General features: G+C 61.4%; 11 protein-coding genes. 1 reads left to right on the top strand and 10 read right to left on the bottom strand.

The window, feature by feature from the left end:
* Positions 1–15: 15 nt before the first annotated feature.
* The 4 genes from J9788_RS16050 to serB all read right to left on the bottom strand — a co-directional run bounded on the left by J9788_RS16050 (position 16) and on the right by serB (position 5,297).
* Positions 16–1,449, bottom strand: coding sequence for a glycosyltransferase family 39 protein (locus tag J9788_RS16050; RefSeq protein ID WP_182265268.1), 1,434 nt, complete (start codon positions 1,447–1,449; stop codon positions 16–18).
* A gap of 123 nt (positions 1,450–1,572) precedes the next feature.
* On the bottom strand, positions 1,573–2,856 hold the full coding sequence (nadR, locus tag J9788_RS16045) for a multifunctional transcriptional regulator/nicotinamide-nucleotide adenylyltransferase/ribosylnicotinamide kinase NadR (RefSeq protein ID WP_182265267.1): 1,284 nt from the start codon (positions 2,854–2,856) through the stop codon (positions 1,573–1,575).
* A 58-nt stretch (positions 2,857–2,914) separates the two neighbouring features.
* On the bottom strand, positions 2,915–4,300 hold the full coding sequence (gene radA / locus J9788_RS16040; protein WP_182265266.1) for a DNA repair protein RadA: 1,386 nt from the start codon (positions 4,298–4,300) through the stop codon (positions 2,915–2,917).
* A gap of 19 nt (positions 4,301–4,319) precedes the next feature.
* A complete protein-coding gene (gene serB, locus J9788_RS16035) occupies positions 4,320–5,297 on the bottom strand; it encodes a phosphoserine phosphatase (protein ID WP_033641797.1) in 978 nt (325 codons plus the stop codon).
* Between the two features lie 110 nt (positions 5,298–5,407).
* Between serB and J9788_RS16030 the strand changes: the two genes are divergently transcribed.
* Entirely contained in the window at positions 5,408–6,091 is a 684-nt protein-coding gene (locus J9788_RS16030; protein WP_046898088.1) for a YtjB family periplasmic protein, read from the top strand.
* 1 nt (position 6,092) lies between these two features.
* On the opposite strand, the gene yjjJ is transcribed toward J9788_RS16030, so the two are convergent.
* From yjjJ to J9788_RS16000, 6 genes are all read right to left on the bottom strand, one after another.
* Entirely contained in the window at positions 6,093–7,436 is a 1,344-nt protein-coding gene (gene yjjJ, locus J9788_RS16025) for a type II toxin-antitoxin system HipA family toxin YjjJ (protein ID WP_182265265.1), read from the bottom strand.
* 138 nt (positions 7,437–7,574) lie between these two features.
* Positions 7,575–8,306 carry a purine-nucleoside phosphorylase gene (gene deoD, locus J9788_RS16020; RefSeq protein WP_004933059.1) on the bottom strand — a complete coding sequence of 244 codons (732 nt, stop codon included), beginning with the start codon at positions 8,304–8,306 and terminating at the stop codon, positions 7,575–7,577.
* A 166-nt stretch (positions 8,307–8,472) separates the two neighbouring features.
* Positions 8,473–9,696, bottom strand: coding sequence for a phosphopentomutase (gene deoB, locus J9788_RS16015; RefSeq protein WP_033641795.1), 1,224 nt, complete (start codon positions 9,694–9,696; stop codon positions 8,473–8,475).
* Between the two features lie 70 nt (positions 9,697–9,766).
* Positions 9,767–11,089: a thymidine phosphorylase gene (gene deoA, locus J9788_RS16010; RefSeq protein WP_182265264.1), complete on the bottom strand. Its 1,323-nt coding sequence runs from the start codon at positions 11,087–11,089 to the stop codon at positions 9,767–9,769.
* A 66-nt stretch (positions 11,090–11,155) separates the two neighbouring features.
* A complete protein-coding gene (deoC, locus tag J9788_RS16005) occupies positions 11,156–11,935 on the bottom strand; it encodes a deoxyribose-phosphate aldolase (protein WP_046898085.1) in 780 nt (259 codons plus the stop codon).
* A 370-nt stretch (positions 11,936–12,305) separates the two neighbouring features.
* Positions 12,306–13,583, bottom strand: a complete 1,278-nt coding sequence (locus tag J9788_RS16000; protein ID WP_019454990.1) for a NupC/NupG family nucleoside CNT transporter — start codon at positions 13,581–13,583, stop codon at positions 12,306–12,308.
* Positions 13,584–13,680 lie beyond the last annotated feature (97 nt).

The raw sequence follows: 13,680 nt of genomic DNA, 5'->3' as shown, positions 1-13,680 counted from the left end.
CGTTCTGCGCCGCCGTTACTGCGGGCGAACGAAGCCGACGCACAACACCTGCTCGTCGCTCTGCGGATCGGCGCGGAACGTCAGCGTCTGCTGCCAGTCGAGGCGCATCTTCGGCCAGTGGGCCAACTCGCCGCCGAAGTCGCTGTGCGCGCAGTCTTCACCCAACCGACCGAACAAGGCGACGCCATGCTGCGCAATCTGCGGATAGCTGATGTTGACGTTGTAGATGTTCGGCCGCGTATGATTGGACCAGCGCGTAATGGTCTGCGGCCGGGAACCGGCATACACCGTCATCCACTGCGACAGGTATTCGCCGCCGACGTAACGCAGACTGACGCCGTACCGCTCCTGCCACAGCTGTTCCACCCTGGCGCTGAACGCCTTGATGCCCACCATCTTCTGACCGGCATTGCGCACGTTGCCCAGCATCACCGCGGCATACCCCAGATAGACCGCCAGCGCCGCGCACATCAGCCCAATAGTCGCCGCCCGCAGCGAACGCACCGGCGGCTGACGCACGCAGCCGACCAGCAGCGCGGGCGCCAGCATGAAGAACGGCTGCAGCCACTCGGTCAAGCGGCCGCCGACGTTGAAGGAGAACCAAAAAGTAATGATGCCGAGCGGCAGCAGGTAGATCCACAGCAGCACCCGTATCGGCAACGCTTTCGGCCAGGCCAGCACCGCCCCGCTGCGCCGCAGGATCAGCCACAGCACCAGCGACGGATAGAACACCAGCAGCAGCGATTGCAGCATGTCGAGATTGAGCTGCATCTTGATTTGCGAATCCACCCACTTAAAGGCGGCGAAGTCGTGGTTCCACAGCCAGAATACGTTCGGCAGCACCAACGCCAGCCAGATCGCCACCGCCAGATAGAACTGCGGCTGGCGATAGCAGCGGCGGATCTGCGGCACGAACAGCGTCGACAGCGCCGCGAAATAGACGAAGGCGAAGGTCGAATACTTGGCCATCATCGCCAGACCGGCGGCCAACGCGAAGGCCGGCCACCAGTTGGCCGAACGGGAAATTGCCATGTGGAAGAACAGCGCCATCCACGGCCACAGCATCACCAACAGGTAGTTGTCGTTGTAGGGAATGATGTCGAAATTGATGATGCCGGACAGATTGAGCGTCAGCAGCGCCATCCAGGCCAGCGAAGTGCTGCCGCTCAGGCGTCGCGCCAGCAGCCAGACGCCCAACATGCCGATGGCGATGGCGATGAAGTGCCCGCCGTACCAGTAAACGTTTAGCGGCAGCCACGACAGCCAGATCGCCGGCTGCATCGCCGCACCGACCAACCAAGGATTTTTCGGTGAGCCCCACTCGCCGTTGAGGCCCCAGTTGAGCGCCTCGACGGCGTCGTAAGGCAGGGTAGGATCAAGATGAACCGTCAGCAGCGTCCAGGCTGCGGCATAGCAGACCAACCAGAGAGCAAGTAAGCGATAAGACATGTCTTCTTCTGAGCGTTATTGTAAAGAAAATCTTAACTTAGTCGCTACCGAATGAACCATGTTTAAACAAGCCGTTAAATGTGCGTCCGAGCGGCCGTTTCTGCCGCGCGATCGCACATTACGCTAATTTTTTCCGCCTGCGGCGTGGCGCTGGGCGGGCGCATTCGCCAGCCGGCCGGCGTCCGCCGCCAGCAGCTGTTGCACCAGCTCGACACAACGCAGGAAGCGCTCTTCGTAATCGCTGGACTCAACGTGCACGTACTCGATGTTGTTGGCGCGCAGCATCTCCTCCAGCAGGCGCTGGAACGCCAGGCGATCGGCGGTGCTGCCGAGACTGCGCAGGCCGTCCGCCACCCACGGCGTGTTGTTTTCCAGCAGGATCACCAGATCGAAGCGGTATTCGTCGATCAGCGCCTGCACGAAGGGATGCTCACGCCCTTCGTACTTTTTGCAAAACGCCTGGGTGGTGACGAAATCGGTATCGATAAACGCCACCTTGTTGGCGTACTTGACCGCGAAATCCACGTATTGCGCCTGCCCGAGGGCAATTTTGTCGTAGTCGGAGTACTGCAACGCCATCTCGTCACCGCCCAGGTGCGAGAACACGTAATCGCGGCCATATTCCCAGGCGCTGGTGGTGTTGAAGATGTTGGCCAGCTTGTTGACCAGCGTCGATTTGCCGCTCGACTCGCCGCCGAGGATCGCCACGGTGCGCACGAAGAACGGTTTCACCTCGGTCGGGATGTAATCCCAATAACGGAACGGATCCTGACGGATCTGATTGCCGCTGATGTTCATGAACGAGCGTTCGGGGTCGACCAAAATGGTTTCGATGCCCAAATGCTCGCGGTAGCGCGGCGCATCCTGCGCTTCGCTGGAATAGATGAAGCTCGGCACGATGCCCTTCTGTTCCATAAAGGCCTTCATGCCGTCGCTCCACACGTTCCAGCCGTGCGGGTAGGGTTCGATGCCCTGCTCGTCGAACGAGTGGATATGGATGTTTTTCTGGTACTTGAAGGTCTGCAGCAGCCAGCGCAGGCGATCGCTGACCGTCGGCTGTTGCGACATCGAACTGTTTTCGAACAGCTCACGGTCACGCGGCTCGTCGTGGCACAAAATGACGTGCAGCTCATCCACCTGGCTGCAGGCGCGCTGGATCAGATAGATGTGGCCGGTGTGCAGCGGGTAAAATTTACCAAACACCACGCCGACTTTGACCTCTTTGCGCGGGAACTCAAGCCCGAGAAAACGGTGCAGCGCCTCCAGCTTTTGCGCGCTCGGGCTTTTGATCTTGTCGTTCAACAGCTGGCTGAGATAGCCTTTGGTCATGCCGCTGGCATCCGCCACCTGCTGCAACGTGCAGCCCTTTTGCTTGATGGACGTCTTCAGGTAATCAAATTGCGGCATGGCCACCTCCGTTTAGTATGCTAAACAAAATAGCATATCTCTCTCGCCGCCGGCGACATTAATAAAACTCTTCCAGCACGTCCAGCGCGTCCGCCAGCTTCTTGACCCCGAACACCTGCATGTTGGCCAGCGGCTTTTTCGGCATATTGCCGTGCGGCACGATGGCGCGCTTGAAGCCGTGCTTGGCCGCTTCGGAGATACGTTCCTGACCGCTCGGCACCGGACGGATCTCACCCGCCAACCCCACTTCGCCGAACACCACCAAATCGTTCGGCAGCGGCCGATCGCGCAGGCTTGAGACCAACGACATCAGCAGCGCCAGATCGGCGCTGGTCTCGCTAACCTTCACCCCGCCGACCACGTTGACGAACACGTCCTGATCCGACATCTGCAGCCCGCCGTGCCGGTGCAGCACCGCCAGCAGGATCGCCAACCGGTTCTGCTCCAGGCCCACCGCCACGCGGCGCGGGTTGGACATCATCGAATGATCCACCAGCGCCTGGATCTCCACCAGCAGCGGCCGGGTGCCTTCCCACACCACCATCACCGAACTGCCGGAGGTGACTTCGTCGCCGCGGCTGAGGAAGATAGCCGAAGGGTTGCTCACTTCGCGCAGCCCCTGTTCGGTCATGGCGAACACCCCCAGCTCGTTGACCGCGCCGAAGCGGTTCTTGTGGCTGCGCAGGGTGCGGAAGCGGGAATCGGCGTCGCCGTCCAGCAGCACCGAACAGTCGATGCAGTGTTCCAGCACTTTCGGCCCGGCCAGCGAGCCGTCTTTGGTGACGTGGCCGACCATCACGATCGCCACGCCGCGCGTCTTGGCGAAGCGTGTCAGATAGGCGGCGGTTTCCCGCACCTGCGCCACGCTGCCCGGCGAAGACTGAATGTCCGCCATGTGCATCACCTGAATCGAGTCGATCACCATCAGCTTCGGCTGTTCCTGCTCGGCGATCAGGCAGATCTGCTCGATGCTGGTTTCCGACAGCATGTTCAGGCCGCCGGTCGGCAGCCCCAGACGGTGGGCGCGCATCGCCACCTGCTGCAGCGACTCCTCGCCGGTGACGTACAGGGTTTTCATCTGTTCGGACAGTTTGCACAGCACCTGCAGCAACAGGGTGCTCTTGCCGGCGCCGGGGTTGCCGCCGATCAGAATGGCGCTGCCGGGCACCACGCCGCCGCCCAGCACGCGATCGAACTCGAGAAAGCCGGTGGTGAAGCGCGGCAGCGCCTCAAGGCTGATTTCCGACAGCTTCTGCACTTTGCTGACGCCGGCGTCGCCGGCATAGCCGCTGAGGCGATCGTTGCGCGCCGCAGCGGGCGACGCGGCCAAACGCACTTCCGTGATGGTGTTCCAGGCATGGCAGGCGCTGCACTGCCCCTGCCAACGCGGATAGTCCGCCCCGCACTCATTGCACACAAATGCCCGTTTTGCCGCTTTTGCCACGTCTTACCTCAATCTTTCGTTATCGCACTTCGTGTTTCAGGCTGCCGGTGAGAATACACAGCACGCCCATCAGATCCGCATGCCGGATCGCCACCTGCGCTTTTTCATACACTTTCGGTTTGGCGTGGTAGGCGATGCCCAGCCCCGCCGCCTGCATCATTTTCAAGTCGTTGGCGCCGTCGCCGATGGCCACGGTTTGCGCCAGCGGGATTTCCAGCTTCTCCGCCAGCCGCAGCAGCGTATCGGCTTTGAACTGCGCGTCCACCACCGGCCCAAGCACTTCGCCGGTCAGCTTGCCGTCGCGGATCTCCAGCTCGTTGGCCGCCGCCGCCACCAGCCGCAGCCGGTTGCGCAGGTATTCGGCGTAGTAGGTGAAACCGCCGGAGGCGATCGCCACATGCCAGCCCATCGCCTGCAGCTTGCCCACCAGGCTGGTCAGCCCCGGCATCAGCGGCAGCTCGTCGCGCACCTGCTTGAGGATGTTGGCGTCGGCCCCTTTCAGCGTGCCGACGCGCTGGCGCAGACTGGCGGTAAAGTCCAGCTCGCCGCGCATCGCGCGTTCGGTCACTTCCGCCACCTGCTCGCCGACGCCCGCCAGCTTGGCGATCTCATCGATGCACTCGATCTCGATAGCCGTTGAATCCATGTCCATCACCAGCAGCCCCGGCGTGCGCAGGTGCGGGATTTTGCCGAGCGGCGCCACATCCAGCCCGCTCTCCGCCGCCAGCAGCTTGGCGCGCGGCGTCAAGGTGCCCGCCAGCCGCACCACCTGATAGTCGTCCACGCCCCAGGCGGTGACGATCACCATCGCCGCGCCCAGCTTGCGTTGGAATTGGGTAATGCGCGCCTTGTCCAGCTCCCTGCCATATAACAGCCACCCGGTATTGCCCGCCCGGTAGTCCAGCGGCATCACTTCGTCGCCGCTGAGCGAAAGGGGAAGACCCGGCCATTGAGAGATCTCCGCCGGAAGATCGCAATAGGTCAGACTGTTTGACATCATTGACTCCTGAATGGACAAAAACGCTGCATGATAAAACGACGCATCAAGCTATCCTATCGCCAGCGGTTCTGGCAACATAAAGTGTCCCCGATGCCCAAGGAACCTGCATGGCTCGCGCTAAACTGAAATTTCGCCTGCACCGCACCGCTATTATCCTGATTTGCCTGGCTTTGCTGGTGCTGCTGATGCAGGGCGCCTCTTATTTTAGCCTGAGTCACCAAATGGCGCGATCCGAGCAGGTTGAAGAGCTGGCGCAGACGCTGACCAAACAGGTCGCCTACAGCCTGGCGCCGCTGCTGGACGACGACGGCAACAATCCGCGCATCGACGCCATCCTCAAGCAGCTCACCGATCACAGCCGCATTCTCGACGTCAGCGTGTATCAGCTGGACGGCACGCTGGTCTCCCACGCCGGGGAACAGATAAGTATACGCGATCGCCTGTCGCTCGACGGCAAACGCGCCGGCAGCTACTTCAACCACCAGTTGGTCGAATCCATTCAGGGCAAAGACGGCCCGATCGGCTTTATCCGCATCACCCTCGACACCCACGTGCTGGCGACCGAATCCAAGCAGGTGGACAACACCACCAACCTGCTGCGCCTGATGATCCTGCTGGCGCTGGCGATCGGCATCATTCTGGCGCGTACCCTGCTGCAACACCGCCGCAGCCGCTGGCAGCAGTCGCCCTACCTGTTGACCGCCAACACGCCGTTGGCAGAAGGCAATACGGTGGAAGACGATGAAGACGATGCGCCGGAAACAAAGCAGGAAGCGCCGAAGAAGGAATAACTCAGGCCAGGCGTTGAATGCGTTCGTGCAGCTTCTGCAGTTGCGCCAGCATTTGCTCGGCAATCGCGCGGAAGGCATCGCTGATGTCGTCATGTTGCGCCGTTCTCTGCCAGAACTCGCGAGCCAATAGCTCCGCTTGCCGCCAGACAGCACCGCCCACCTCATTGCTCAAACTGATCTCCACCGCGTCATGGCGCAGATTGCCGCTGCTTGCCGGGGCAAAAGCCATCGGCAGCATATCGTACAAAGGCGCCAACATGACCGGCCGCTGCGTTGGCCGCAAGAACGACAGATTGCCCTGGTGCATATCGCTATTGGCGATCAATCGGCCGAAGGCCCAATACAAGGCAATCCGTTGGCAGGCAGAATGATCGATCACGCCTTGCTGCAATAGCCGATTAGCCGCCACGACCCAGTTGACGTGGCCGCTGCCGCTGAACTCGGCATCCAGCGCCTCCAGCGACACCATCGCCACCCGCCCTTCTTCGCCGATGCGATCAAAGCGTTCTACCTCTAAAAAGCATTGCCGATCGGCACCGAACAGGATTTGCGCCGTTGCGACAGGTAATCCCGCAGCGGCGACCGTCTGCAACGCCAGCGACTCGGCGATCAGCAAATCGCTCCAGCGCTGTGCAATGACATGCGTCGGCGCCAGACTGAACTTCACCAAAACATGCGCACGATGCCCAGGCGTCAGCTCAGCATAGGCGGCAAATTTGGGTTGTTCGCCACCGGCGGAGGAACCCACCAACTCCCCGGCCAGCGCCTGGACGGACAATGCGGCGTAATGCTCGATTTTATCTTCCGCCGCGATAGCGACGGCAGTATCCCGCATCAACCAACGCTGATAGCTGTCGGCGCCAGGCAGCAAATCGCCGGTCATGTCTTCGCCATAACGGCAGAGCGCCAACAGACGTTGGCCCTCATCCCATCGCCGCACATCCTCCGGCAAATTCAACTCGTGGGCCGCCGCTTTGCCCCAGGCTCGCCCAAGAAAGCCAATCGGCCGCAGGTCATTCAGATACCATGGCAGGCCGTCATAGAGCTGCCACTCTCCGCTGCGCTCATCGCACACCGCACAGTTATCGGCAGGATACAGCGGGCACAGCGTGGCAAACAGGTGCGCCTTGCCCCGTTCATCAACCCGATACAGCGGAAACTGCCTCTCACCGCCGATCCCGCGCCGCAATACATAGCGCGTCGCCTTACCTTTACCGAGGATCAATACGGCGCCCGCCAATTCGCGGATACGGCGCGATAGCGTCGGCTGGCTGATGCCCAACGCTTCTGTCAGTTGACGAGCCGTGGCCGGCCCATGACGCAAAACTTGTTCAACGGTGAGCATCGGATGAATAGATTGGTGAATAGATTGATAGAGGAAGTAATAGCGTTAAATGACAGGAAGGTAAAGCGTTAGCAAAAAATCGGCCGTGCGGAATGAATAGATTGACAGGCGGGCGCCATGACGACGCCCGCCGCGGTATTACGCTTTGTCGCCCAGCAGCACGGATTCCAGCGCGATAACGATCATTTCGTTAAAGGTGGTCTGGCGTTCCGCCGCCGTGGTCGCTTCGTGACGCAGGATGTGGTCGGACACGGTGCAGATGGTCAGCGCCTTACAGCCGAACTCTTCGTACAGCTCCGCCGCCACGCCGTAGATGCCGGCCGCTTCCATTTCCACGCCCAGGATGCCGTACTTCTTCATCACCTGGAACATATCCGGATCCGGGGTGTAGAACAGATCGGCGGAGAAGATGTTGCCCACGCGCGCCGGGATGCCCTGCGCCGCCGCCGCGTCGACCGCGTTGCGCACCATGTCGAAGTCGGCGATCGCCGCGTAGTCGTTGTCCTTGAAGCGCAGACGGTTCACCTTGGAGTCGGTGCACGCGCCCATGCCGATCACCACGTCGCGCAGTTTGATATCGTCACGCACCGCGCCGCAGGAACCCACGCGAATGATCTTCTTCACGCCGAATTCGGCGATCAGCTCGCGCGCGTAGATGGAGCAGGACGGAATGCCCATGCCGTGGCCCATTACGGAGATGCGGCGGCCTTTGTAGGTGCCGGTGAAGCCCAACATGCCGCGCACGTTGTTCACTTCCACCGCGCCTTCCAGGAAGGTTTCGGCGATGTATTTTGCGCGCAGCGGGTCGCCCGGCATCAGTACTACGTCAGCGAAATCACCCATCTCAGCATTAATGTGCGGCGTAGCCATAATTTTCTTCCTTTAGAAATCTTATTTAATAAAAACGTCAAACATCCAAGCCTTGAATTTCGAGTTGCAACCAGGCAGCTGGCGGGGGAATCCCCAGGAGCTTACTTGAGTAAGCGACTGGGGTTCACGCGTGAAGCTAACAACGCTGCGGCTTGAAAGACAGGGCTTAGAACAGGGTCTTACCGTAATCCATCGGCGACAGGCCAAAGTAATTGGCGACGGTCTGGCCGATGTCGGCGAAGGTCTCGCGGTGGCCCAGCGAACCCGGTTTCACTTTCGGGCCGTAAACCAGCACCGGGATGTGCTCGCGGGTGTGGTCGGTGCCGCTCCAGGTCGGATCGCAGCCGTGGTCGGCGGTGAAGATGATGATGTCTTCGTCTTTCACCAGCTTCAGCAGTTCCGGCAGGCGGCGGTCGAACAGCTCCAGCGCGGCGGCGTAGCCCGCCACGTCGCGACGGTGACCGTAGGAGGAGTCGAAGTCCACGAAGTTGGTGAACACGATGGTGTTGTCGCCGGCCTTTTCCATTTCGATCAGGGTCGCGTCGAACAGCGCGTCGATGCCGGTCGCCTTCACCTTCTTGGTGATGCCGACGTTGGCATAGATGTCGGCGATTTTACCGATCGACACCACTTCGCCGCCCTTCTCGTCCACCAGCTTTTTCAGCACGGTCGGCGCCGGCGGCTCTACCGCCAGATCGTGGCGGTTGCCGGTACGCTGGAAGTGACCCGGCTTGTCGCCGACGAACGGACGCGCGATCACGCGGCCGATGTTGTAACCGCCTTCGGTCAGCTCTTCACGCGCGATTTCGCACAGCTCGTACAGGCGCTCCAGGCCGAAGGTCTCTTCATGACAGGCGATCTGGAATACCGAGTCGGCGGAGGTGTAGAAAATCGGCTTGCCGGTTTTCATGTGCTCTTCACCCAACTGATCGAGGATCACGGTGCCGGATGAGTGGCAGTTGCCCAGGTAGCCCGGCAGATTGGCGCGCTCCACCAGCTTATCCAGCAGCGCCTGCGGGAAGCTGTTGTGCTCGTCCTTGAAGTAGCCCCAGTCGAACAGCACCGGCACGCCGGCGATTTCCCAGTGTCCCGACGGCGTGTCTTTACCGGAAGAGAGCTCGCTGGCGTAGCCGTAGGCGCCGATGATGTCGGCGTTGCGATCCAGCCCCTGCGGGAAGTTGCCGGTGGACTCTTCCGCCGCTTTGCCGAGGCCCAGACGGCTCAGGTTAGGCAGCGTCAGCGGGCCCTGACGGCCCACGTTGGCCTCACCGCGCGCGCAAACCTCGGCGATGTGGCCCAGGGTGTCGGAACCCTGATCGCCAAAACGTTCGGCGTCTTCGCTGGCGCCGATGCCGAAGGAGTCCAATACCATAATAAATGTACGTTTCATCTGTGCTCTCCTGCGTGTTCTCACGCTTTGGACGGCCGCGAAAAAGCCGCAGCCGTTCCTGATTCTTGGGTTATTCCGTGATGCGCTTATACACTACCGGCGTCGCTTCCGGCGCTTTATCGCTCAGCGTCATCGCGCTGCGCACCGCATCGGCCGCCTGCTGCCAGCTCTCTTCATCGTTGGCGTGGATCATCGCCAGCGGCTGCTGGGAATCCGCCGTATCGCCCAGGCGCGCCATCTCGGTCAGGCCGACGCTGTAATCGATGGCGTCGCTCGCCCGACGGCGGCCGCCGCCCAACGACACCACCGCCATGCCCAGCGCACGGGTATCCATGGCGCTGATGATGCCCGGCTTTTCAGCATACACCGGCTTGCTCAGCGTTGCCGCCGGCAGATAGCTATCGTAGCGTTCGACGAAGTCTATCGGCCCCTGCTGCGCCGCCACCATGCGGCCAAACACCTCCGCCGCCTTGCCGTTATCCAGCACCGCCTGCAGCTTGGCGCGCGCGTCGGCCTCGTCTTGCGCCAGGCCGCCGGACAACAGCATCTCTACGCTCAGCGCCAGCGTCACTTCCAGCAGGCGCGGGTTGCGGTATTCACCGGTCAGGAAGCGCACCGCTTCGCGCACTTCCACCGCGTTGCCGGCGCTGGAAGCCAGCACCTGATTCATGTCGGTCAGCAGCGCGGTGGTCTTGCAGCCCGCGCCGTTGGCCACGCCGACGATCGCCTGCGCCAAATCTTGCGACAGGGCGTAGGTCGGCATAAAGGCGCCGGAGCCGACCTTCACGTCCATCACCAGCGCATCCAACCCTTCCGCCAGCTTCTTGGCCAGAATGGAGGCGGTGATCAGCGGGATAGAATCCACGGTGGCGGTGATATCGCGGGTGGCGTAAAAACGCTTGTCCGCCGGCGCCAGCGAGCTGGTCTGGCCGATGATCGCCACGCCGACGTCCTGAATGATTTTGCGGAAGGCGTTATCGTCCGGGAAAATATTAAAGCCCGGAATGGCTTCCAGTTTGTCCAGCGTGCCGCCGGTATGCCCCAGGCCGCGGCCGGAGATCATCGGCACATAGCCGCCGCAGGCCGCCACCATCGGGCCGAGCATCAGCGAAGTCACGTCGCCCACGCCGCCGGTCGAGTGCTTGTCGACGATCGGGCCGTTCAGCACCAAACTCTTCCAGTCCAGCACGGTGCCGGAATCGCGCATCGCCATGGTGAGCGCCACGCGCTCCGGCATGCTCATGTCATGGAAATAAATGGTCATCGCCAGCGCGGCGATCTGCCCTTCCGACACCACATTGTCGCGAATACCGTTGATGAAAAAGCGGATTTCCGCTTCGCTTAACGGCTGGCCGTCGCGTTTCTTACGAATAATTTCTTGAGCCAGGAACAAGGCATCCCCCTGTGTCGCCGAGAGTCGGTGCAGACGGGCGCGCCTGGCGCCCGCCAACGATATCGATCAGTAGCCGCCGCCGGCGGTCTGGGTTTGGTGGCCCAGCGCGGCCAGCAAGCTGGCCAGCAGGCTGGAAGCGCCAAAGCGGAAATGCCGCGCATCGGCCCACCCCTCGCCCAGAATACGATCGGCAAGTTGCAGATAATGCAGCGCGTCTTCCGCGGTGCGCACGCCGCCGGCCGGCTTGAAGCCCACCGTCTTCGCCACGCCCAGATCGCGGATCACCGACATCATCAGCTCGGCGCTCTCCAGGGTGGCGTTGACCGGCACCTTGCCGGTGGAGGTCTTGATAAAGTCAGCCCCGGCCTTGATGGCGATCTCGGACGCCTTGCGGATCAAATCGGCCTGTTTCAGCTCACCGGTTTCGATGATCACTTTCAGCAGCACGTTAGCCGCCTGGCAAGCCTGCTTGCACTGTTTCACCAGCTCGAAGCCGACCTGTTCGTTGCCGGCGATCAGCGCACGGTATGGGAACACCACGTCCACTTCATCCGCGCCATAGGCGATCGCCGCGCGGGTTTCCGCCAGCGCGATGTCGATATCGTCGTTGCCATGCGGGAAGTTGGTCACGGTGGCAATGCGGATGTCCGGCGTGCCTTGCTCGCGCAGCGCCTTACGCGCCACCGGGATAAAACGCGGGTAGATGCAGATGGCCGCCGTGTGGCCGGCCGGGCTGTTGGCCTGACGACAGAGGGCGATCACTTTCTCGTCGGTGTCATCATCGTTCAGCGTGGTTAAATCCATCAGGTTCAGCGCACGTTGCGCTGCTGCGGTTAATTCGGTCATAAAACTCTCCAACTGAGTACCTGGGTGTTGGCGAGCGGACTTGGTTCCATGAAGATAGCGCAGGGGAACGGCGTTCCCGCGGCGGCAACTGAGATCCTTCTCACCGCACATGGCCACCCGCCTTGCGGCCGGCCAGTAATAGCTATTTGAACACGAATGCCGGGGGCGATTCGCGTTCATCGTCACACTATATGAAATAGCACTGTAACAGACCGGAATTATATGTGAAGAACATCACAAAATAACGCGATATCGTTCACAAATTCGCTAAAGAAGCGGCTGAAGGTCGCGGGTGCGGCGAACACCCGCGTTGCTTAGAGTATAGGCGGAGTCCCGCGATCGGTCGCGCCGTCGCGGGCTCAGCGAGGGCTTACAGCGCCAGGAAGAAGCCGGCGATGGTGGCGCTCATCAGGTTGGACAACGTGCCCGCCGCCACGGCCTTCAGACCGAAACGCGCGATGTCATGGCGACGGTTGGGTGCCATGCTACCCAAACCGCCCAGCAGGATCGCCACCGAGGAGAGGTTGGCGAAACCGCACAGCGCAAAGGAGATGATCGCCTTGGTGTGAGCCGACAGCACCTGCAGGCCTTCCGCCGCCACCACGTCGTCCGGGCGCAGATAGGCGCCGAAGTTCATATAGGCGACAAACTCGTTGACGATGATCTTCTGGCCGATAAACGAACCGGCGGTCATCGCTTCACTCCACGGCACGCCAATCAGGAAGGCGATCGGCGAGAACACCCAGCCGAGGATCAGCTCGAGCGACAGCTGCGGGTAATCGAACCAGCCGCCGATGCCGCCGAGAATGCCGTTGAGCAAGGCGATCAGCGCGATAAACGCCAGCAGCATCGCGCCGACGTTCAGCGCCAGCTGCATGCCGGAAGCCGCGCCGGAAGCCGCCGCGTCGATCACGTTGGCCGGACGATCTTCTTCAGCGATCAGCTTCATCGCATCGTCTTTATCGTGGGTCTGCTCAGTTTCCGGCACCATCAGCTTGGCGAACAGCAGCCCGCCCGGCGCGGCCATGAAGGACGCCGCGATCAGGTATTCCAGCGGCACGCCCATCTGCGCGTATCCCGCCAGCACCGAACCGGCCACCGAGGCCAGGCCGCCGCACATCACGGCGAACAGTTCTGACTGGCTCATGGTGGCGATATACGGACGCACCACCAAAGGCGCTTCGGTCTGGCCGACGAAAATGTTGGCGGTCGCCGACAGCGATTCGGTGCGCGAAGTGCCCAGCAGCTTGTGCAGGCCGCCGCCCAGCACGCGGATCACCAACTGCATGATGCCGAGGTAGTACAGCACCGCAATCAGCGAGGAGAAGAACACGATCACCGGCAGGACGCGCAGCGCGAACACGAAGCCGCCACCGCCGAACACCTCGAACATCTTGTCGGACACCAGCCCGCCGAAGATGAACGAAATGCCCTGATTGCCGTAGGCGATAACGTTTGCCACACCGTTAGACATACTGCCGAGGATGCTGCGGCCCAGCGGCACGTACAGTACCAGCGCGCCGATGCCGACCTGAATGATGAACGCCCACACCACGGTGCGCAGTTTGATGGCCCGACGGTTGCTGGAGAGCAGCACCGCAATGGCGATCAGCACCGCCATCCCGACCAGACTCATGATGAGTTGCATGCAAAGTTTCCCTGTTGCAAAAAATAAAATACATCCCTGCTCATGAAGAGAGGTCTGCTATTGGAGAGTTTCGGGGGGATTATACTGAGCGAGGTCA

Origin of the sequence: Serratia sp. X10 (genome assembly GCF_017811775.1) — a bacterium.
In the GTDB taxonomy this organism is placed as follows: Bacteria; Pseudomonadota; Gammaproteobacteria; order Enterobacterales; family Enterobacteriaceae; genus Serratia; species Serratia ureilytica.
This window is presented reverse-complemented; position numbering and strand designations above follow the sequence as displayed.

Coding starts and splice junctions, on each gene's coding strand:
- J9788_RS16050 (WP_182265268.1), bottom strand. CDS start 1,449: ATGTCTTATCGCTTACTTGCTCTCTGGTTGGTCTGCTATGCCGCAGCC.
- nadR (WP_182265267.1), bottom strand. CDS start 2,856: ATGCCGCAATTTGATTACCTGAAGACGTCCATCAAGCAAAAGGGCTGC.
- serB (WP_033641797.1), bottom strand. CDS start 5,297: ATGTCAAACAGTCTGACCTATTGCGATCTTCCGGCGGAGATCTCTCAA.
- J9788_RS16030 (WP_046898088.1), top strand. CDS start 5,408: ATGGCTCGCGCTAAACTGAAATTTCGCCTGCACCGCACCGCTATTATC.
- yjjJ (WP_182265265.1), bottom strand. CDS start 7,436: ATGCTCACCGTTGAACAAGTTTTGCGTCATGGGCCGGCCACGGCTCGT.
- deoD (WP_004933059.1), bottom strand. CDS start 8,306: ATGGCTACGCCGCACATTAATGCTGAGATGGGTGATTTCGCTGACGTA.
- deoB (WP_033641795.1), bottom strand. CDS start 9,696: ATGAAACGTACATTTATTATGGTATTGGACTCCTTCGGCATCGGCGCC.
- deoC (WP_046898085.1), bottom strand. CDS start 11,935: ATGACCGAATTAACCGCAGCAGCGCAACGTGCGCTGAACCTGATGGAT.
- J9788_RS16000 (WP_019454990.1), bottom strand. CDS start 13,583: ATGCAACTCATCATGAGTCTGGTCGGGATGGCGGTGCTGATCGCCATT.